We start from the raw sequence: 19749 nt of genomic DNA on the forward strand, positions 1-19749 counted from the left end.
GAAGTCGTGGCGCCGCGCGCGAACATGTGCCAGCAAATTCGTTTCGTTTACGACCCCTGATTGAAAGAGATTCAGCGTGGTCGAGGCCAGAATCTGACCGTCTATCGGGGTGCTGTACCATTTGGCGTCGGCGGTTACCTGGTCGACAACCCGCTGGCAGATCGCCCGATCTTTAGGTCTAAGGAACTGACTTTTCGGTGCTCGTAGCATCTCGACGCCTTGAAACGGGGAGTCACTGTCTCCCGCGCGATACCCATGCGTGGTCTCCGAGCATGGACCCTAAACGCATTCAGACGGAAAATTGCCATTCGTTTGAGTGGTACCGATGTCGCGTGGATAAGTGGCGGTCCGCGAGCTAATCCACCATGTCGCGCAGCGGCTTCTTGCGCTTTGGCGTCCTGTACTTCTCGACCAGCCTGACCTTGTCGATGTCGATCGTCACCAGTGGTCCCAGATCGACGGTCACCCTGCCGCCTTCCTCGTCTACGCGCGTGATCTCTCCGGTAAGCTCGATCTGCTGCCCCTTCTTCACCTTGGTATGATCGATGATCGAATGCGGAAAGCTATAGCTCGGAATCGAGACGTTTACGCAGTGCTGAATGACCCGTTTGCGAAGGCGGCCGGGATCGCCACCTCGTCACGAATGGAAATTCCGCGCGCCGTTCCATGAGTCTGGTGCGCTCGGTGCCTTACTCAAGATATTGCTAATTATGGATGAGCCTGCTTCCTCCAATCGATGGATGAAGCCGATCGTGGGCCGGTGCTATTTTGATGCATCGCGCGACTTACCCGACAAGAGCTGGCTCCAGGGGCAAAATATGAGCAAGACGACTCTCATTGCTATCGCAATCCTCGCGATCAGTGTCGGCTGTGCCGAAGCCAAGGACCGTAAGGTCGAAACCGCGACGCTCGGCACGTACGCCAATTCGAAGAACCTGCCGGTTTGTACCGCGTCAAGCTCACCCTTCGAAGTCCTCGGTGATGAATGTTTTCTCGTCACAGGTTCGATGATCTATGGCGACATCGCCGAACTCTCCCGGACAATCACTTTGAGTTGGTAGCCGAGGCAACAACCTCGCAGCGCATTCTCCGGTATGAAGCTGCGTCGCAGGGGCTGCCTTCGCCCAGATATCGACCCAGTCTTCGCGCGTCGCCAATACCGGCGCAATCCCCAGTCACCACGGGCCTCTCCAAAATTCTTATGCCGTCCGCACCTGCGGTCGAGCGTGTCGCGCCAACACAGCAGCGCCTCTGCATCGTTTGGGCAACCCAACGCATAGCTTCCGGTCCGGAAACTCGCTTACGCGTCTCATCGTCCATTCGGCAGCGGAAAATTAGGCCGATTTGGCAGTGCTCAGAATCGCGTAGCTGTCCTGCGATCCGCTCGGAGAGGATGGCGAGTGGTTGCGGCAACTGCGCCTCAAGCTGGCTGGCGACCGCCGTCTGCAGCGCGCTGCTGCGGAGCAGCGCTGACGCTGCGTTCGTCCGGACCGTCGCAAGACCGCTTGATTGTATCCGGCCTGGAGACAGACAAACGCCGGCGCAATCTCACCCTGAAACCAAAAGACAATATCGATGACCTCCAACAGCTATGCTCCCAAGGGTTCAAGCGCCTGCAAACATTCACCATGCCAATTTCGCCCGCTTCGATAATGACGGCGCCATCAATTTCATGGCGCAAGCCGCTTCATGAACCGGCTAGAAGACCCCACCCCAAAAGCCGCTGATCGATTTGAGCCGCAGTAACGAAGTCTAACCGGGTTCCCAGTACAAGAAGCTCAAACCGCGCAAGACCGCTGATCGATACGGCCACGATCTTCAACGGTCTTGCCCAATGGAAGCCGCCCCAATGGAAATCGCCACGAACGGCCATACGACTAGCCATCTGATGACGTCACGGCGCTATGCGCCTCTCTTCTGGACGCAGTTCCTTTCCGCCTTCAACGACAATTCCTCAAGAACACGCTGGTGTTCCTTATTCTGTTCACCCTGGCGGCGGACAAGCACTTGCATGGCGGATTGAAGCGTCGTCATGCGTATCCTAGTCCCTTCATGCGCTGATAGGGTCCGCTCCCACTGCTCGCACAATGGCGTGTCCACAGCCGGTATCAGGGCTGTTAGTGATCTTCACACGCGCACCAATGCGCCTTGTGGCAGTTCTTCTCCCTCGAGATGCAGCTATCGCCGCACGCCTTGCCGGCGGAGCACGTCTTGCAGCAGCCCTCGACCGGGATTGTCGACCAGGGTATTGCGGATCCGGGCGCATGACGATCGGCGCCGTCAGCATCAGAATGCCGGCAATCGCCGCAGCGGCGACGAGTCGAAACATGGTTGCCCCCTCCCAAGGAAGGAGGATCAGAGCATTTGTGATGGCTCAAGTCGAGGGAGGTGCAAACGTGATGAAATGCAAGGTTTTCGCCCACTGCCTCACGGTGGAGGGCTCTCCTTTCATCGTGACATCCAGCCGTCCGGCCCGTTGTCTGAGCGCATTGTCTCGTTGAGTTGCCGAAGCCGCTCTTTTCTCGCCGCCTCGGCCGCGGTCCGTAGCGGGTGAAGGGAAAAGCCTCGAGCTTGGAGGCAGAGGGTCACCGCCTTATGCCAGCGAGGCCCTCGCCGGGTCCACATCTTGAGCTGCTCAAGGGCTTCCTTCGCATTGTTGCAGCCATGCCTGACACCGGTTTCAGTCTTCACGAACACCGGAGGGACGAACCAGATGGGCGCCATGATACCTCCTACTCAGGGGAGAGATACACGTTGGCCTCCTTGGCAGCCGCCTCAAAGGCTTCACGCACCTCTTGGGGGGAGGCGCTGCCCTGGAACGCATCGACGCAGGATTGGACCGCCTTGGTCCACTTCGGGCCCTTTGTGTCCCACCCCATGAGTTCCTCGGCGGCTCCCTCGACGTGGCTGACCCCATTGCGAATGCCCGGACGTTTCGTCTTCACGTAGACCGGGGGAGCGAACCAGAGGGGACCCATAAGGGGGAACTTAGAGCGCCAAGAGCCCGCTGACCAACCCCGCTTTAGCCGCAGCTAAGGAACGATGTAGGCCCTCGCGGGTTTAGAACTCGCAGCGGTCCTTCTTGGATGTGCAGCCGCTGTGGGGGTCCGTCGCCTTTCTCTCACGGGCGGCGGGCTCCTTTCGCGAAGGCGGTGTTGGTCTGAGAACCTTTACCGCAGTTCAAGTTAGCTGGTTGTCATTGGGGGGAGTAATGTCCCCTCCTCTTTTGCAGCGGCCAGGAATGCCTTCCGTGCCTCCTCAGGTTCCATCTCGTCGGCAATGCAGGCCATGCAAACGCGCACCGCGAGGTCCCACCAAGGGCCACGCTTGGTCCACTTCATCAGCTCCTCGCCGGCTGCCTCGGCGTTGTTGACGTTGCGGATGATCCCGGGACGCTCGGTCTTGACGGGGACCGGAGGGTTGAACCAGTGGCGAGCCATGAAGGGGCCTTAGGGCGGCTAGCGGGTTTCCTCTCTATGAACCGGCTCAGCGACGAGGACGGCTAACCATTTGTTAGGGATGGTCTGAGTCCGTGACGGGTGTTTCCAAACGTTCATCGACGTTTATCCGAGCGGTCGGTACGAAGCCGGTATGCATCATCTTCCGGTGGGTGTCGCCCTAGTCATTTCGCTTGTAGTCGGTCTAGCCATTGCGGCGATCGCCTCAAAGGACCATTCGGAAATCTGCGGCATCCGATGCTTATTCGTCCTCGGCGAGAGCGTTAATGTGAGGGCTGTCACGCCAAGGCCGGAATGTCGAGAATGAATGGCAGCACACGGTCGCCATTGCCAGGTCACGACAAGCGAAGTTGGCTGACAGCTACTCCTGGGCGTCGAAAGCCACGCAGAGGCCCATGGCAGTTGCTGCCTCGACGATTGCCTCGGTTAGTTCTTCGTCGGAGGCCACCAAATAAGGCGCAGTCTCCCGAGCTTCGCGTAGTGCCGCTTTGATCGAGACCGTGTCGCGACGGTCCGCCCTGTTGAGGAGTACAGTAATTGCTTGTTCTAGAAACGGACCGACCCTTCGCGCGACGCTCATCCAGCCCTCCCCAGGGACACGCCGAAGGGTGACTCTACTCCCTACCTGAGCGGCATCAAGGCCATGTACGAATTGTACAAATTGGTACGGCGCTGGGCCGCCACAGTCAGGAATGTTTGTAGAATTTCTGTGGTGGGGATCGGACACCGGCTCGCGAAGACCCCCATGTTCCTCCTCGATCCTATTGACGCGCCTCGAGCCGCCTTTCTCCCACAATCCCAGGTCGGTCTGTCCTGACGTACACCGCAGGGGAGAACCAATGGGGTGCTACGAGGCTATTCGCGAATGTCGAACGCAACGAACATGCCAAAGGCTGGGGCAAGGTCGACGATAAGCTCCACCAGCTCGCAGTCACTTTCCACCAGATGTGGCCCGTCTCGGCGCACCGCTGCGATAGTCTCTTTGACGGAGATGATTTGGCCGCGACGGGCTTGTAGGATCAGCTCGTGAACAAGGTGTTTGGCAGTCACTTTGTCGGGTCGGCAGTTCGTCCAAACGTTCATACAAGGCCTCCCACCTCAGCGAGAACCCAAGGGGAACATTCATGATCCTCTGTCGGGAAAAATCAAGAAGAATGTTTGATAGACTTCTGAGTGGGAATCAGGGGGACAAGCCACGAAGCGAGCCTCTATACTCTTTGACCTGACGCCCAGCCAGCCGGCTAGGGACCTTCTTCCGTCGGGCCCTGTTTGGCCCGATCAATAGCCGCAAGTAATGACTGTAGGGTGGGCGGCAGTTCTGGTTCGACCTCCAGATTTAAGAACGTTTGTACGTGATGACGATAGCCTTCGGAACGGATCAGTTTCCGAAACGCTCCGGAGACAGACTGATGGTCTGCTTTGTTGCTCGTTGTCATGTTCGGGAAGTCCGTCCCAATGAGCCGCAACTCGCCCGCAACGAATGGGTTCCATCAGGAGGTCGGAATATTTGGTAGAAATTTCTGAGCGGGAGACCGGATAACTGGCTCGCGCGAAGACCCCCCGTTGCTCGAGCGCATTACCTTCACCAACTACTTCTCGCGCGAGATTGCGTTGCCGGTCCGTCTCGACTTCGATGCCGATTTCCGAGACATGTTCGAGGTGCGCGGCACCACGCGTAGCCGTCGCGGTCGTGCCCCTGACGCGCTGATTGGTGAGGCAAGCGTCACATTTTGGTACGAAGGGCTTGATAATGTAGCGCGCCAGTCGGTCATTGCGGAGCCGGATCAGGTGCATTCCAGTTACGCCGAGTTCCGCATTGTCGTGCCGAGCCGTGACCGCAGGATCCTCCATCTGGATGGTCGGTCACGGCGAAGAGATTCCGTCCAGTGACCGGTTTCGTGCCGCCGCTGCGCGAGCGCGATGTGCGATTCGCTCAAAGCGCCGGCAAGGCGCCACCGTTTTCAGTTCCGGACGCGTGTTCAATGACTGGCTGGCCCGCATACGTACCGACATCGCGCTCCTGACAACCGACCTCGAGACGGGACCATACCCGTATGCCGGCATTCCATGGTTCTCAACCGCCTTTGGTCGCGACGGAGTCATTTCCGCCTTGCAGATGCTCTGGCTCAATCCCGAGCTTGCCCGTGGCGTGCTGGCGTTTCTCGCCCGCTACCAATCGACCGAGACTTCCGTCTTCGGAGACGCGGAGCCAGGCAAGATCATGCACGAAATGCGCAAGGGCAAGATGGCCGTGCTTCGCGAGTTGCCGTTCGGCCGTTACTATGATGGCGTCGACACCACTCCGCTGCACATCTATCTGGCTTCGTCCTACGCCGACAGGACCGGAGATGAGGACTTTGTCGATCGCATTTGGGAATCACTGGGTGCTGCCACGGCTTGGATGGAAGAGGTCGGAGCCCGCAACGGGGAGGGGTTCGTTACCTACAGCAGGGCAGCGGATACGGGCCTCTTCAATCAGGGCTGGAAGGACAGTGCCGATGCGATCTTCCATACCGACGGCACTATTCCCAAGGGACCGATCGCCTTAGTCGAGCTGCAAGGTTACGTCTTCGCAGCATACCAACCGCGCTGAACGCTCGCACCTACCAAGCCGGACAGCGCTACTGGTCGCTGCATGTTGCACCGGAGCGGAAGAAGCTCGAACGCCGAGGCTTTACCCCAAGCCAGATCGACGCCGAGATCAGCCGCTATGCGACGGCGATCAGCCGCATCCTTCACTCTCAAAAGCAATATGGCTCAACACCGGATAGTGCCGCATGAGCGAGGGAGCGAGCATGTCCGTCCGCGAAGCGGAACGGAATGGGGGTGTGGGGCCTCAGGGCCCCCGGCTTGCTTATGGTGGCGCCCCGCGCGCGATGGCATTTCGAGGCAGTGGAGCGCATGCCCGATGACAGGTTCCTCGCGAGCACCAGGCCGCGCACCATGAGCTGCGCTCGCCGTCTGTCGACCTGGTTGCCGCCGTGCTTGAGCGCGAGTGGTGCCGGTGGCCTGAAGGTCGCGACGAATCAACCGCCGGCCCAGTTCAACCCGCGCGACGTCCTTCAAAGCTCGGGGGATCGATCTTCACCAAGCGGTCTGCGGCCTCGACCGCAGTTCGTATCCTGCTGCACAGCGCAAGATTTTCGGCCAGCATTTCTTCAGTGCGTTGAAGTGCGAGCTCGGTCCGGTGGATGCGCTGCCTGGCATTGGCAACTTCCGATGTCAAAAGATCGGCCGCCATCCCGTGGCCGTGGGGTTCCATAGTGTCCATGGGTTTCTAATACATGGGGGGCGATATCGTTCCATGATGTCGGGCGAAACGGCGGGCCGCAGAAAAGCGCGATGGGCCGAATGACCAATGCGCTCCCTGTCAAAACAGCGGACGCTGAGGAAGATCACAAGGGAAGCACTAAGGCGCAACTCAACCTCAAAGCGAACGGTCCGTTTTTTTGGAACTTTGTGGGCTGGTCGACAAATTGCACGACGTTCCCTGATATGACAGGCACTCTGACCCTGTCGTTCCCAGTCAGGCGAATGTCGCTGTCGTCTCGACGGACCAAAACCATCACCTTTCGGACCGATCACGTGACGATTCGCGACGGCATGAAAAGATGGACGGCGGCACCCGCTAGCGGGTGCCTTGTCGGTGCTGCAGGCCGCAGGCCGAAGCAAGGGGGAGGCCGGTTTTCTGCTTGTGGGGGAACAGCGCCTTTTATTACCCCTGCCCAATACCGAGCAGGTGCGCGACCAACGCAGGCGTGATGAATGCGAGCAGTTCCACACGAGCAGACCGACCCCACCAGCGCCGCATCCTCGCGACGACTCGGACCGTCTCGAAATGCACGGGCACTGTTTAAACCATCAGGACGGTGGAGAGGGCGAGAGCAGTAGCTATTCTGAAATCTCCAACGATGGTCGGCAAACCGATAATGGAAGCGAGCAGTCAGTCGGCGCCAGAATGGTTGTCGGCCACCTAAGTCGAAGAAATTCTGGAGGAGGAACAAGGTGTCCAAAGGACGGGGTCAATCACCGCCCAGCATACGGCTACGAGGTGTGGTTCAGGGGATTTAGCCGTAGTGCCAGTGCGGCTTTGGCTCGGTGCCGGTGAACATGACGCCGATGCGGTCTTCGCGACGCCAACGAACCACCGCCTTGTAGGCGATGCCGTCGGTCGGCACATAGAGCAGGAATTCGTCGGGGACGCGAGCGTCGATCGAGGCCTTCAGTTCGGCGCCGCCGGCATGCATGTTGCGCACCGTGCACGTGACCTCGGAATGGGTCATGCCGGTCAGGATTGTTGCGCCCTTGAAGACGCGCTGCCTGCGTTGGCGCCTCTGTTCGTCTTCAGCCATTTCGCCTAATTCCCGGCGTCTGTCGCTTCGTGTAGTTTTTGGTCTGCCAGATAATTGAGCTTGGCTGATGAACATAGCGTTATCGTCAGAGGCGGCGTGACATGCGGGATCGGTTGTGGAAGTACGTTTCAGGAGCATGCCGGCCTCCTACCAAAGGGCTTGCCAAGGCCGCCGGCGACCCCACAATGGGTCAAGCCGGGGATCAAAGCCCGCGTGAAGCACCTTGCGGCAAGGAAGAGCTTCGCTGCAGGTTTTTTGATGGAGAACTAGCTGCGGCGTCCGACTAGAATGAGCCTTATGTTCCAATCAACGGAACCGTGACGGTTGTCGCATAATTAATCGGATACCGGTCGAAATACGGGAATTCAATCACGAACGCATATTTGGCGGTCAGATGGGCCATTCGAAAGCCGCCGCTGGGGGCGTCGATTGCTATTGTTATGTTGACATCGCTTAATCCCAAACTCAGCAATTTTGCCGTGGCTATCGCTTTTATCTCGGCTTCGGTCAGCGAGTTCTTCATTTGCAGCGCTCGTGAGGACGTTTCCAGAGTATAGCGAACACTCGACATGGCATTCAGAGCCCAGCCGAATGCGAAGATGCCGATCAAAAGCATTATCAGAATAGGCGCGATCAGCGCGAACTCCAATGCGGCTCCGCCTGATACCCCACGTATGAAGGCTCCCGCTTTAGCGGACACGAATCACCTGTTTGTGGCTGATCCCGCGCGAGAGGGAAAAATCGCCAAAACTGAAGGGCGGGAACCAGGTGGCTGTCGCCTGGATTTCGACGAAAACCGCGGGAGCTTTCAAACTGTCGCACAGGACAGATGGATCGACCACGGTGATCCCGCACATATATTTCCGGCTCAGCGTCACCTGCGCGTCATCGGGATGATTTTCCCAGCTCGAAAGGGCGACGGCTTGGGTAGCCGCGTCGTCGGCCGCGCCTTGCATCACGAGGTTCGCCGCCGTTTTGACGCCTGCACGCATCGACAACGCGCTTGATACGAAAGACCAGCCGTTAATAACGCCAAGAAGTACCAGGCAAAGGATCGGCACAATCAGCGCAAACTCTACCGCAGCAACACCCGAATCGCTCCGGAACATCCGGACGGATCGCCGTTCCACGAAGATTACTCCACAAGCCGAACGGATTGCGTCGCCGGAATGTCGCGCATTCCGAGGCTCGTGCAATCCTGGCTGATGCTCGTGTTGCCGGACCACTGCAAGGTACCGGCGACGACCTGCGTGCAACCACCTTTGCCAGAGAAATTGCCCAGAAAATTGACATCCTGGGTTGGAAAATACAAAGCGCCGGTCAAAAGCGAGTCCGCCGTGCCATTGAACGTGTTCGATCCCGCCAGGTTGCCTCTGTTGCCGTAAAACAGCACACCGGAATACGTGCCCGACGTCGGTGCGCTAAGCTTGACGGTGGCGTTGCCGTTCATGCTGACGCTCGATGTGCCGGCCAGATAGATGATGACTCCGTCGCCGGAAATATTGGCGTTCGCGTTCGCCTTGAAATCACCGCCTTGAATGACGTACACGCCGGGCGCGAGCGCAACATTGCCGCTCAAGCTCAGCCCGCTGCAGTATGTCCCGGGGTTCAGGGTCGACAATTTCGAGTTTTGACAGGGGGTTGTGGCTGGTGGCGCCAGCAGGTCGGCAAAGGGATCACCAGCGGGTAAGGCCTGGGTTATCGGGCTGGCGCAAACAGTCGTCACGGGGTTGTTCAACGAAACACCGCCGGCCGATATCAGGCAGTCGGCCTGAAGGTTTGCCGATCCCTGAAGCTTGATCGCATCGGCGGCAATGGAATTGGACATGACGGAGCAGCCCGTCATTTTTATGGTCGAACTGCCGGAAAACAGCGCCGCTCTCGGGGCGGAACGATTGAGCGACAAAGCGCAGGCCTTTGAGGCGTCAGTGATAAAAGCCACCGCTCTTGCCCGTGCGCCGATCGCGTTTTGCGTGAATATCGATGTGAAAAACCGATCGAGGGTCTGATGAACGATGACCTCGACGGCCTTTTGGGCGACATTCGGGCCAGAGGACGGGGGAGTGAAGATTTCGATTGTGCCTGTTGACGGGTCCCAGCCGTTCGTCGTCGCTGACAGTGTCGCGGCGGCGACTATCGTTGGCTTGTCAGATCCCGAAACCTTTTCCAAAGCGCCAGCATAGGCTGCCGCATCCGCCACCGCCTGTAATTTCAGGCTGCTAAAGTACCAGTAGGAGGTCTCGATACCGAGACCCGCTGCGCCGACGACAATCGGCAAAGATAGGGCAAAAATAGTAGCAACGTTGCCGCTCGTCCCGACGCCTCGTCGCAAACACCGAACCAACCGCCTCGATATGGGGCGCCCCATTTCCATGGGGTATTTAACGAAAGATGGATGAAGGAATGGCTAAGAATTGCGCTCCATTTGATATATCCGCTCCTTGGCGCGGCCGGCACAAGTTCCCGCGGCCGCACTCGGCGAGCACGCTGCTGGTCGCTGGCCCTCTCTTCAACCGGCGGCGCCAGTCGCGTATCGGGTTAGCGTTTCCAGTCTCGATGATTGACTTTGCGAGTGTTTCGCCCTCGTGGGTAGGCTAACGGCCATAGCCGCGACAAATGAAATCAGATTTGCGCCAGCGCAAAGCGTGCACGGCAAGCAGGCCTCACCTGCACGCGCTCCACTTTGACAACCCTAGGCGCCAATTGCACGGCGCTTCCAGGAGTTCCACCTCGAGCTATGTGCGCTCTCGCGCGAAACAGCGCGCCCCCTTGCCAGGCCTTCGAAGCAATCCGTCGCTGAGAACACGCGCGACTCACGAGCGTTTCAATGGAGGGGAGTTGGTTGCCACGCTCGATGTGGGAGATACTTTCCAGTTGCGGCCGATGCGATCGACCATTGGTTTGGACGCGTACATGCCGTTCGCAGGCGGCTTGTGGGCGCGACGTGAACGGAAAAGAAACGTTTCCAATATTAGATTCCGCGATTCGAATGAATCTCGCCTGTTCTGCATAGTCGCAACGCGGTGCTGGGCTAGTCGTGCCAACAAATCAATTAGCGCCCTGGCGGAACTGAGCCCGATGAACAGCTTGACGATACGCCGCCGCATACTCGCCAGTTTCGCGGCCGTTCTGGTTGTCATGTCGGTTATGGCCATCATTACATACGTTTGGTTTCTCCAGACGGAGCAAGAAGCGACCAGCGTGGAAAAGGAAACTCTTCCGGACCTCTATCACAGCACCCAGATCATGATGGGACAGATGGATGCCCATAGTCTTCTCCAGGAATATGCTCTTCAGGACAATCCTGCCGACAAGCGGGCTTTCGAGACTACCATCAAGGCGAACCGCGACGCCCTGCAACGGTCGATGGACGAGTATGAAGAGACCATTGAGTCCGATTTGGACAAGCAGAACTACGCTGTCGTCAAGGACCTCGCCGATCAATTCCGCCAAGCCGAAGCCGCCGTACTGGATGCCAGTCGTGCCGCGTTGGCGAAGGGAGAGATCCCCAACGAGCGCCCGGCCATCAAGAACAATGTGGAGCCGATCTTTCGGAAATTGCAATCGGCTCTGCAAGCCATGGTCGAGGACCATAGAGGAGAGGCAAACAGCTCGACCCAAAAGATAGGTTCGATCGTCCGCACAGCGAAGTTGGGCCTGATTGCCGGGTTCCTCGTAGCACTCGGTTTGGCCCTTTTGTGCGGCTATCTTCTATTCCGTGCCGTTAGTGTCCCGCTTGGCCGATTGGTCGATCTCGTCCGTGTAATGCGCCTGGGCGACTTCAGCGGGCGCCTCGATTTGAAGCGCAAGGACGAGTTTGACACGCTGGCTGAGGGCTTCAACACCATGGCCGATGATCTCACCACGCTGATAGGCCAGGTTCAGAAATCCAGCATTCAAGTCAACACATCGATAACCGAGGTGGCCGCCACCTCAAAGGAACAGCAGGCAACCGCAAATGAGATCGCGGCCACTACGACCGAAATCCGAGCGACCGCGAAGGAAATCTCGGCAACCTCCAATGAGCTCGTACGAACGATGAGCGAAGTTTCTGCGGTCGCCGAGCAAACCGCCACGCTCGCCACCGGCGGACAAGCAGGGCTGGCACGCATGGAGGCAACCATGCAGCACGTCATGGAAGCCGCCACCGCGATTAATTCCAAACTTGCGATCCTGAGCGAGAAGGCCGGCAATATCAATCAGGTGGTGACCACGATCACCAAGGTTGCCGACCAGACCAACCTTCTTTCGCTAAACGCCGCAATCGAGGCTGAAAAGGCGGGCCAATATGGGCGAGGCTTTGCGGTCGTGGCAACGGAGATCCGGCGGCTTGCCGACCAAACCGCCGTCTCGACATACGACATCGAGCAGATGGTCAAGGAAATTCAATCCGCCGTCGCAGCCGGCGTCATGGGCATGGACAAATTCTCCGAGGAGGTCCGACGTGGCATGCAAGATGTGCAGCAGGTCGGCGGCCAACTCTACGAGATTATTCAGCAGGTCCAGGGCTTGGTGCCACGCTTCGAAGTCGCCAATGAAGGAATGCAGGCCCAGGCAACGGGCGCAGCGCAGATCAGTGAGACGCTGATACAATTGAGCGAAGCCGCTCAGCAAACGGTTGAATCCCTCCAGCAATCCACGCTCGCGATCGACGAACTCAATCAGGTTTCGGGCGGGTTACGCAGCAGCATTTCCCGTTTCAAACTGCGGGCGCTGCGAGAGGTGCCTGCGAGCTAGGACGACTATGCTATTCCTCGGGTTCTGTATAGGTAGCGACCGGTATGTGCTGGACATGGAGCAGGTTGAAGAGATCCTGCCTTACATCGGCGTGAGAACGCTGCCGGGCGCGCCGAACGGCGTGGTAGGCCTAATCAACTGCCGGGGCTTACCCGTTCCCATGATCGATCTCAGCCTGCTTGCGCTTGGCCGCCCCTCGGCGCTGGTGCTGAGCACACGAATCGTTCTGATACGCTATCCAACCAAGGATGGTGAGAACCACCTGCTTGCGCTTGTTGCTGAACGAGCGACCGATATGCTCGAGCGGGATCCTTCTGACTTCGCGCCGTCCGGGATGGAGGCGGGAACTCCGCCCTACTTGGGCCCCGTGGCGTCCGACGATAGAGGACTTGTCCAGTGGGTCAGGGCCGAAGCGCTGCTATCGGACGACATTCGCGAAACGCTGTTCCGTCAGGTCGCGATGAGTTCATGATGTTTGGTGCGGTCGAACAGCTACTGAGGGAAAAGATTGGACTGGACAGCGGCACTGTCGGTCTGTCGGTGATCCGTCACGCGCTCCGGGAGCGGATGTCAGCCTGCCAGATCAGCGGGCTTCAAGATTATTGGCAATTGCTGGCTGGCTCCCCATCCGAGCTCCAGGAACTGATCAACGCGGTTGTCGTACCGGAGACATGGTTCTTCCGAGATCGTGAAGCTTTCACTGCAATGACGCGTCATGCACGGGCGCGCATGCGGCCGGGTCAACCCATAATGCTCTTGAGCCTACCATGTTCGACAGGCGAAGAGCCCTATTCGATGGCGATGGCCATGTTCGATGCTGGTTTCGGAGCACAGGATTTCAAGATTGACGCTGTCGACGTGAGCACGGGCAATCTCGCGGCCGCGGAGCGCGCGGTCTACGGGCGCAACTCATTTCGCGGCGATTTTCTCGAATTCAGAGGGCGCTATCTCGAAGCGGCCGAAGGCGGACTACGGCCTGAGGTGCGGGTCCTGAAGCAAGTCCGGTTCAGGCTTGGCAACCTGTTTGATCCTGCGGCCTCGTATGGGCCGGCACCGTACGACATTATTTTTTGCCGCAACCTGCTGATCTATTTCAACCGAAACCTGCAAGATCGCGCGCTGGTTTGTCTGAAGACCCTCCTCGCGCCAGATGGCCTGCTGCTCGTCGGTCCAGCGGAATCAGGCCTTCCGATTCTGCACGGCTTTGCTTCAGCGCGATTACCCATGGCATTTGCGTTCACGAACGTGGAGCCGGCCAAGGCGCCCCGGACGGTTGCCCCCTCCAAGTCGCGCTTCGGTCCGGCCACCCCTGCTCCTATCTCTGACGTCAGCAAAGTGCTGAGCCCGATCCGGCCGGCCTCCAGCAATGCAGCGAAAGTGGAGCGCTCCGTCCACCCGTCTGAGCGGGCGGCCCAAAGCCTCGCTTCTGTAGAACGCACCGCCAATGCCGGACGAGTTGCGGAAGCAAAGGAACTCGCGCTGACGCATCTCGGGGAATACGGTCCCTCGCCGGAAATCTTCTATCTGCTCGGGCTAGCTCAGGATGCAGAAGATGCGCGTTCCGAGGCGATCCAGAACTATCGCAAGGCCCTCTATCTCGAACCCCGCCATCAAGAAGCCCTCGCGCATCTTGCGCTGCTGCTTCGCAAGCAGGGTGACATCACCGGTGCCGAGGCACTCACCGGGCGGCTCGGTCGGATTGGGAAAAGGAGCGGCACTTGACGTCAGCTGAGCCCGGTAGCGCATCATCGGTGCCGGACATCGCCATCGGCGACTGCTGGCGGCAAATAGGCGTTCGTGGTGACAGATCGTGCCCTGAACTGGAGCAGCATCTCCACTGCCGGAACTGCCCGACCTATAAGGAAATCGCACGGAACCTCCTGAACCGTCCGCTGCCGCCCGGCTATCGGGACGAGTGGGCCCGACATTTTGCCCAGGCAAGGACCGATGAAGCAGTTGGGAATGCCGAGGGCAGTGCATTTCAGACGGTCGTTGTCTTTCGTCTCGGCGAGGAATGGCTGGCGCTTCCGGTTGGCTGCTTCCAAGAAGTGGCCGAGCTGCGTAGCATTCATTCGCTGCCACACCGCAGGAACAGTGCGGTTCTCGGCATCGTCAATGTTCGAGGCGAATTGCTGGTTTGCGTTTCGTTGGCCAAACTGCTCGGAGTAGACGACCGCAAAACGCGGGTACAGGACACGCGGACCAAGGCATTTCCGCGTCTTATCGTCGTCGGCAACAGCGACAAGCGCGTTGCTTTTGCTGTGGACGAAATGCACGGCATTTATCGATTCAAACAGAGCGACCGGCTTGCCGTGCCTGCTACCGTTGGCAAGGCGTCCTCGACCATGACGGCAGCCATGGTCTCGTGGCGAAGGGGCGCGGTCGGTTGTCTGGACGAGGCGCTGCTGCTGGCCATGCTCGATCGAGCTATCGCATGAGCGGCGCGGACTACAGCCAATTTTCGATGCTCGACCTCTTTCGGGCCGAATTGGAGACGCAGTCGCAGGCCCTGACGTCCGGTCTGCTAGCGCTCGAACGCGATCCCGTGTCCGCCCAGAGTCTCGACGCTTGCATGCGGGCTGCCCATTCGCTGAAGGGGGCGGCCCGGATCGTCGATCTGACGCCGGCGGTGGAAGTTGCGCACGCGATGGAAGAGTGCCTGGTCGCCGCACAGCGGGGGCGTCTCAGCCTGAGTCGCGAGCACATCGATACACTTTTGAAAGGCGTCGATCTCCTCGGATCCATAGCGAGTGAGCCTGCCTCGGCCGATGAGAGCGCCAAACTGGAAATAGCCGGTTTTCTGCTGGCGCTTGAGCAGGCATCCTCCCCATCGACAGCATCAGAGACGGAGCTCGCCGGCTCAAATGCTGCCCCGCAGGAGGCGCCGTGGGCCTCTTCGGCGAAGGAAACGAGCGTCCTCGCTCGATCGGAACCACTTCTTCAACCTTATGGCGGCGTCGGTTCCGACCGTATGGTGCGGGTAACGGCCGATAGTCTAAACCGCTTACTAGGGCTTGCCGGTGAGTCCCTGATGGAGGCTCGTCGCCTCAGGCCGTTTACGGGCGGCCTACTTCGACTGAAACGGATTCAGTCGGATCTGGCCATTGCCTTCGACGTGCTAGGCGACGCACTGGCCGAGATTCCTAAGGACGATCGGGCGGTGCAAGCACTGGCAGAGGCGCTGCAAAAACTTCGGCTGAGCCAGACGTTCCTCGCAGAGCGCCTTGACGAATTGGACTCGATTGACCGCAGAGCCACTGACCTTGCGAACCGACTCTATGACGAAACGCTGGCGAGTCGCATGCGCCCGTTCGAGGATGGCGTCCGGCACTATTCGAGGACGGTGCGCGACCTTGGCCGAACCTTGGGGAAGAACGTGCGGTTAGACATCGTCGGGGGCTCAACTGGCATCGATCGCGACATCCTGGACCAACTCGAGGCACCACTCGGCCATCTCCTCCGCAATGCTGTCGACCATGGGCTCGAAACGACCGACGAACGTATAGCAGCCGGCAAATCTGAAGAAGGTGTCATCAGGCTCGAAGCACGGCACAATGCGGGCCTGCTGCAGATAATCGTCGCGGACGACGGAAGGGGAATCGATCTGAACAAGCTGCGCGAGACGATCGTGGCGCGCGGCCTGACGACAGAGGAGACCGTCGGCAGACTTGCCGAAGCGGAATTGCTCGAATTTCTGTTTCTGCCAGGCTTTTCGATGAAAGCGACGGTTAGCAACATCTCCGGACGCGGCGTGGGGCTCGATGCCGTACAGGCGATGACCAAGCAGGTCCGAGGCCTCGCAACCGTCTCCTCAGAGTTCGGCTTCGGAACCCGATTTCAACTACAGCTGCCGTTGACCTTGTCGGTGCTCCGCACGCTGCTCGTCGACATTGACGGAGAGCCATACGCCTTCCCGCTCGCAGGCATCGCCAGCACGATAAAGTTGCCGCGCACGCGCATCGAACTGCTCGAAGGCCGGCCGCATTTCCGCTTCGAGGATCGACAGATCGGACTAGTCACCGCGCACGAGGTTCTTGACCGCGCTGAGCCGCAAGCAGACGCCGATGAACTTTCAGTCGTTCTGATTAATGGTGATCACGGTGAAACCCACGGGTTGATTGTCGACCGCTTCCTGGGCGAGCGCGAGTTGGTGGTCCGGCCGCTAGATCCTCGCTTTGCCAAGGTCAAGGACATCAGCGCGGCGGCGTTGATGGAAGATGGTTCGCCCGTGCTTATCGTTGATGTCGACGATCTGATCCGATCAGTAGACAAGCTCGCGTCATCCGGCGGCCTACGCACCTTGCGGCGTGGGACTACCAGCCCCGATCTTAGGCGGCGCAAGCGCGTTCTGGTGGTTGACGATTCTTTGACGGTACGTGAGCTCGAACGCAAGCTGCTGGACAATAACGGCTATGAGGTCGAGGTGGCGATTGATGGTATGGATGGATGGAACGCCATACGGTCTGAACCATTCGATCTTGTTATCACCGATGTTGATATGCCGCGCATGGACGGCATCGAACTGGTGACCTTGATGAAGAAGGACAGCCGGCTCGGGAACACCCCGATCATGATCGTGTCGTACAAAGATCGCGAAGACGATCGCAGGCGAGGTCTGGACGCCGGCGCGGACTACTACCTGACTAAAGGGAGTTTCCACGACGAGACACTGCTCCATGCAGTCGTCGACCTGATCGGCCAGGCGACAGAATGAGGCGCAGCGTGTGTATCCATCAATGAGGATCGCTATCGTCAACGATATGCCTCTTGCGGTCGAGCTTCTGCGGCGATTGGTTGTATCAACCCCGGAACATCAGGTGGCCTGGATCGCCGTTAACGGGCGTGAGGCAGTAGAGGCCTGCCAACGAGACCTCCCGGACCTGATCCTCATGGACCTGGTGATGCCGGAAATGGATGGCGTCGAGGCTACGCGCAGGATCATGGCGAAGACGCCATGCCTGATTCTGCTGGTCACGGCGAGCATTGAGGCCAACATTCCTGGTGTCTATGAAGCAATGGGGTATGGCGCGCTTGACGCGGTCGACATCCCCTCGATCGGCTCTGACGGCCCGGGGTCCGGACGGTCCGCACAGCTTCTCATCAAGAAGATAACGACGATCAGCAAACTCGTACGTGACGCGCCGTCTTCAAATTGGGGCACACGGACATTGCCCCCGTCTGTGTCATCGGCACAGCACCTTATTGCCATCGGCGCGTCTGCGGGCGGGCCCGCAGCTGTTGCCGCGATCCTCGGCGCATTTCCGAGCAATTTCACGGCCGCAATAGTTCTCGTACAGCATCTCGATGCGCAGTTCGTACCCGGTTTTGCAAACTGGCTCGGCCAGCATGCGGCACTTCCAATCCGTCCGGCACGCGAAGGAGATGAGCCCGAGGCCGGCACCGTTCTAATTGCGGCCACGGCTGATCATCTCGTCTTCAAGTCAGCCCACAAGCTCGGCTATACCCCGAAGCCGCACGACAACGTCTACCGTCCCTCCGTAGATGTATTCCTTGAGAGCGCCGCGCAGTGGTGGCCGGGTGTCGTGATCGGTGTCTTGCTCACGGGCATGGGTAGAGATGGTGCCCAAGGGCTCAAGCTGCTACGCGACAAAGGGCATTTGACAATCGCTCAAGACAGCGCGTCGAGTGCGGTCTATGGGATGCCCAAAGCCGCCGCTGCCATCGGTGCCGCTGTCGAGATCCTACCGCTTGACTCAATCGCCCCGCGCCTAATCGAGGCGTGCGGCCCATCTTGCTGAAAGGTTATTCTATGACGGGCAAATCCAATCTCGTCTCACCCCTGGCAGACAATTACTCGTCAATGGTTCTGCTGGTGGACGACCAGATAATGATCTGTGAAGCGGTCCGGCGCGCGCTCGCAAACCAGCCGGACATAGATTTCCACTTCTGCACCGATCCGCTCAAAGCGACTACAGTTGCCGACGAAGTGAAGCCAACGGTCATCCTGCAGGATCTTGTCATGCCGGGCGTTGATGGGCTGGACTTGGTACGGCAATACCGAAAGAATTCCTCGACGCATTCTGTCCCCGTCATCGTGCTGTCAAGTAAAGAAGATCCGGCCATCAAGGGCGAGGCATTCGAGGCCGGAGCGAACGACTATTTGGTCAAACTGCCGGACCGTATCGAGTTGGTCGCTCGTGTCCGTTATCACTCCCGGGCCTATCTTGACCACGTTCAGCGAGAGGAGGCATACAGGGCCCTGCGAGAAAGCCAGCGGCAATTAATGCGCGCGAATCTCGAGCTGGAACGTCTCACACGGATTGACGGTCTCACAGGTCTGGGAAACCGGCGCTACTTCGATGAATATCTCGCGGCGGAATGGAAGCGCGCGGTCCGCACGAAGAGCCCGCTGTCGTTGTTTATGATCGATGCCGATCACTTCAAGCGCTACAACGACACCTATGGCCACATGGCAGGCGACGAGGTGCTGAAGCAGGTCGCCAGTGTAATCCAAAGCAGTTGCAACCGCTCGACCGATCTCGCGGCGCGCTACGGCGGCGAAGAGTTCGTCGTGGTGGTGGTCGATATTTTGCAGGCGCAGTCGGGCGCTATGGCCGAGCGGCTCGTGCAGAGCGTGCGAGCCTTGAGCATTCCACACGGTTCTGAGCGGGTGACAATCAGCGTCGGTGCTGCAACCATGGTGCCTGATGAGAACCACACGCCAAATGACCTCATCAAGGCGGCCGATCTGGCGCTCTTCCGCGCCAAGTCGGAAGGACGGGACCGTGTCGTGTATTACGACTAAACGTAAGGGTGCTTTACGGACGGGCTTACAGCTCGTGCAGTTTAAAGGCTTGGTGATCGCCGAACGGGACCCCTCGATTGTCAACCGGGCAAGCGAAACAGTTCAAAGTCAGTTCCATTTCTGGATAACTGCTGTTCCGCGGACCGGAACCTCAAACACGAGTTCGTTTTCGACGGCTACGCCTCCGACGCTTATGCGCCTGGTCCAGTCTAATCTAGGACATCCTCGCCCCTTTTGGCGCGAAATAGACTTGCGCAACGCGCCCGCCCGGATACGCCCACCGATCTCCTTGCGTGAAGGTGATCCTCACGTCAGGGTATCGGACGCCGCAGCCGATGCGGGAGGCTGGTGTGCGTGTTTCGGTAAGTCCCGGACGCCGATTTCACTAAGTCCCGGACAGTGATTTCAGTAAGTCGCGGACAGCATTTCCGCTAAG

At 58.9% G+C, this 19749-nt stretch carries 20 protein-coding genes and 1 pseudogene; 10 read left to right on the top strand and 11 right to left on the bottom strand.

Annotated elements, in window-relative coordinates:
* Positions 1–210 (bottom strand): hypothetical protein (locus tag NKI63_RS29590; RefSeq protein ID WP_352754037.1); only part of this gene is annotated, 210 nt, incomplete at its 3' end.
* Between the two features lie 145 nt (positions 211–355).
* Positions 356–532 carry a hypothetical protein gene (locus NKI63_RS29595; protein ID WP_023680685.1) on the bottom strand — a complete coding sequence of 59 codons (177 nt, stop codon included), beginning with the start codon at positions 530–532 and terminating at the stop codon, positions 356–358.
* A 67-nt stretch (positions 533–599) separates the two neighbouring features.
* Here NKI63_RS29595 and NKI63_RS29600 point away from each other — a divergent pair, with 67 nt between their 5' ends.
* A complete protein-coding gene (locus NKI63_RS29600; protein ID WP_352469333.1) occupies positions 600–1061 on the top strand; it encodes a hypothetical protein in 462 nt (153 codons plus the stop codon).
* Between the two features lie 1671 nt (positions 1062–2732).
* On the opposite strand, the gene NKI63_RS29605 is transcribed toward NKI63_RS29600, so the two are convergent.
* The 4 genes from NKI63_RS29605 to NKI63_RS29620 form a co-directional block, all read right to left on the bottom strand.
* Positions 2733–2978, bottom strand: coding sequence for a DUF982 domain-containing protein (locus NKI63_RS29605; protein WP_352469334.1), 246 nt, complete (start codon positions 2976–2978; stop codon positions 2733–2735).
* 207 nt (positions 2979–3185) lie between these two features.
* A complete protein-coding gene (locus NKI63_RS29610) occupies positions 3186–3440 on the bottom strand; it encodes a DUF982 domain-containing protein (protein WP_352469335.1) in 255 nt (84 codons plus the stop codon).
* A gap of 379 nt (positions 3441–3819) precedes the next feature.
* Positions 3820–4038, bottom strand: coding sequence for a hypothetical protein (locus NKI63_RS29615; RefSeq protein WP_352469336.1), 219 nt, complete (start codon positions 4036–4038; stop codon positions 3820–3822).
* Between the two features lie 275 nt (positions 4039–4313).
* Positions 4314–4541 (bottom strand): hypothetical protein, encoded by a 228-nt coding sequence (locus NKI63_RS29620; protein ID WP_352469337.1) that lies wholly within the window; start codon positions 4539–4541, stop codon positions 4314–4316.
* Between the two features lie 480 nt (positions 4542–5021).
* On the opposite strand from NKI63_RS29620, the pseudogene NKI63_RS30815 reads away from it, so the two are divergent.
* Both NKI63_RS30815 and NKI63_RS29635 read left to right on the top strand, forming a co-directional pair.
* Positions 5022–6042 (top strand): annotated as a pseudogene (locus NKI63_RS30815) (glycogen debranching N-terminal domain-containing protein); the annotation flags it as partial.
* 47 nt (positions 6043–6089) lie between these two features.
* Positions 6090–6239, top strand: a complete 150-nt coding sequence (locus tag NKI63_RS29635) for a hypothetical protein (RefSeq protein ID WP_352469339.1) — start codon at positions 6090–6092, stop codon at positions 6237–6239.
* A 262-nt stretch (positions 6240–6501) separates the two neighbouring features.
* On the opposite strand, the gene NKI63_RS29640 is transcribed toward NKI63_RS29635, so the two are convergent.
* The 5 genes from NKI63_RS29640 to NKI63_RS29660 form a co-directional block, all read right to left on the bottom strand.
* Positions 6502–6699, bottom strand: a complete 198-nt coding sequence (locus NKI63_RS29640; RefSeq protein ID WP_023722969.1) for a hypothetical protein — start codon at positions 6697–6699, stop codon at positions 6502–6504.
* A gap of 826 nt (positions 6700–7525) precedes the next feature.
* Positions 7526–7810 (bottom strand): PilZ domain-containing protein, encoded by a 285-nt coding sequence (locus NKI63_RS29645; protein WP_023680838.1) that lies wholly within the window; start codon positions 7808–7810, stop codon positions 7526–7528.
* 295 nt (positions 7811–8105) lie between these two features.
* Positions 8106–8459 (bottom strand): TadE/TadG family type IV pilus assembly protein, encoded by a 354-nt coding sequence (locus NKI63_RS29650; RefSeq protein ID WP_352469275.1) that lies wholly within the window; start codon positions 8457–8459, stop codon positions 8106–8108.
* A 40-nt stretch (positions 8460–8499) separates the two neighbouring features.
* A complete protein-coding gene (locus NKI63_RS29655) occupies positions 8500–8940 on the bottom strand; it encodes a TadE/TadG family type IV pilus assembly protein (protein WP_031195389.1) in 441 nt (146 codons plus the stop codon).
* A 5-nt stretch (positions 8941–8945) separates the two neighbouring features.
* Positions 8946–10184 carry a pilus assembly protein TadG-related protein gene (locus NKI63_RS29660; RefSeq protein ID WP_352493113.1) on the bottom strand — a complete coding sequence of 413 codons (1239 nt, stop codon included), beginning with the start codon at positions 10182–10184 and terminating at the stop codon, positions 8946–8948.
* A gap of 704 nt (positions 10185–10888) precedes the next feature.
* On the opposite strand from NKI63_RS29660, the gene NKI63_RS29665 reads away from it, so the two are divergent.
* Genes NKI63_RS29665 through NKI63_RS29695 form a run of 7 tightly spaced genes read left to right on the top strand, consistent with a single transcriptional unit; the run spans position 10889 to position 19313 of the window.
* Positions 10889–12547 carry a methyl-accepting chemotaxis protein gene (locus NKI63_RS29665; protein ID WP_023722964.1) on the top strand — a complete coding sequence of 553 codons (1659 nt, stop codon included), beginning with the start codon at positions 10889–10891 and terminating at the stop codon, positions 12545–12547.
* A 7-nt stretch (positions 12548–12554) separates the two neighbouring features.
* Entirely contained in the window at positions 12555–13019 is a 465-nt protein-coding gene (locus tag NKI63_RS29670) for a chemotaxis protein CheW (RefSeq protein ID WP_352469273.1), read from the top strand.
* On the top strand, positions 13019–14269 hold the full coding sequence (locus NKI63_RS29675) for a CheR family methyltransferase (protein ID WP_352753538.1): 1251 nt from the start codon (positions 13019–13021) through the stop codon (positions 14267–14269). The genes NKI63_RS29670 and NKI63_RS29675 overlap by 1 nt, the downstream gene beginning before the upstream one ends.
* Positions 14266–14985 carry a chemotaxis protein CheW gene (locus NKI63_RS29680; RefSeq protein ID WP_352469271.1) on the top strand — a complete coding sequence of 240 codons (720 nt, stop codon included), beginning with the start codon at positions 14266–14268 and terminating at the stop codon, positions 14983–14985. Before NKI63_RS29675 ends, NKI63_RS29680 begins: the two co-directional genes overlap by 4 nt.
* Entirely contained in the window at positions 14982–17261 is a 2280-nt protein-coding gene (locus NKI63_RS29685) for a hybrid sensor histidine kinase/response regulator (protein WP_352469270.1), read from the top strand. Before NKI63_RS29680 ends, NKI63_RS29685 begins: the two co-directional genes overlap by 4 nt.
* A 22-nt stretch (positions 17262–17283) precedes the next feature.
* The gene (locus tag NKI63_RS29690; RefSeq protein WP_352469269.1) at positions 17284–18306 is read left to right on the top strand and encodes a chemotaxis response regulator protein-glutamate methylesterase; all 1023 of its coding nucleotides are present in this window, start codon (positions 17284–17286) and stop codon (positions 18304–18306) included.
* An 11-nt stretch (positions 18307–18317) separates the two neighbouring features.
* Positions 18318–19313 (top strand): diguanylate cyclase, encoded by a 996-nt coding sequence (locus tag NKI63_RS29695; protein WP_352469268.1) that lies wholly within the window; start codon positions 18318–18320, stop codon positions 19311–19313.
* The last annotated feature ends 436 nt before the right edge of the window (positions 19314–19749 follow it).

The organism is Mesorhizobium sp. M0410 (genome assembly GCF_040321435.1).
Taxonomy (GTDB): domain Bacteria; phylum Pseudomonadota; class Alphaproteobacteria; order Rhizobiales; family Rhizobiaceae; genus Mesorhizobium.

Excerpts from the sequence above, each read along its gene's own strand:
- NKI63_RS29605 (WP_352469334.1), bottom strand. The coding sequence starts at position 2,978 with ATGGGTCCCCTCTGGTTCGCTCCCCCGGTCTACGTGAAGACGAAACGT.
- NKI63_RS29615 (WP_352469336.1), bottom strand. The coding sequence starts at position 4,038 with ATGAGCGTCGCGCGAAGGGTCGGTCCGTTTCTAGAACAAGCAATTACT.
- NKI63_RS29690 (WP_352469269.1), top strand. The coding sequence starts at position 17,284 with ATGAGGATCGCTATCGTCAACGATATGCCTCTTGCGGTCGAGCTTCTG.
- NKI63_RS29620 (WP_352469337.1), bottom strand. The coding sequence starts at position 4,541 with ATGAACGTTTGGACGAACTGCCGACCCGACAAAGTGACTGCCAAACAC.
- NKI63_RS29640 (WP_023722969.1), bottom strand. The coding sequence starts at position 6,699 with ATGGCGGCCGATCTTTTGACATCGGAAGTTGCCAATGCCAGGCAGCGC.
- NKI63_RS29670 (WP_352469273.1), top strand. The coding sequence starts at position 12,555 with ATGCTATTCCTCGGGTTCTGTATAGGTAGCGACCGGTATGTGCTGGAC.
- NKI63_RS29610 (WP_352469335.1), bottom strand. The coding sequence starts at position 3,440 with ATGGCTCGCCACTGGTTCAACCCTCCGGTCCCCGTCAAGACCGAGCGT.
- NKI63_RS29645 (WP_023680838.1), bottom strand. The coding sequence starts at position 7,810 with ATGGCTGAAGACGAACAGAGGCGCCAACGCAGGCAGCGCGTCTTCAAG.
- NKI63_RS29660 (WP_352493113.1), bottom strand. The coding sequence starts at position 10,184 with ATGGAAATGGGGCGCCCCATATCGAGGCGGTTGGTTCGGTGTTTGCGA.
- NKI63_RS29665 (WP_023722964.1), top strand. The coding sequence starts at position 10,889 with ATGAACAGCTTGACGATACGCCGCCGCATACTCGCCAGTTTCGCGGCC.
- NKI63_RS29695 (WP_352469268.1), top strand. The coding sequence starts at position 18,318 with ATGACGGGCAAATCCAATCTCGTCTCACCCCTGGCAGACAATTACTCG.
- NKI63_RS29600 (WP_352469333.1), top strand. The coding sequence starts at position 600 with ATGACCCGTTTGCGAAGGCGGCCGGGATCGCCACCTCGTCACGAATGG.
- NKI63_RS29685 (WP_352469270.1), top strand. The coding sequence starts at position 14,982 with ATGAGCGGCGCGGACTACAGCCAATTTTCGATGCTCGACCTCTTTCGG.
- NKI63_RS29675 (WP_352753538.1), top strand. The coding sequence starts at position 13,019 with ATGTTTGGTGCGGTCGAACAGCTACTGAGGGAAAAGATTGGACTGGAC.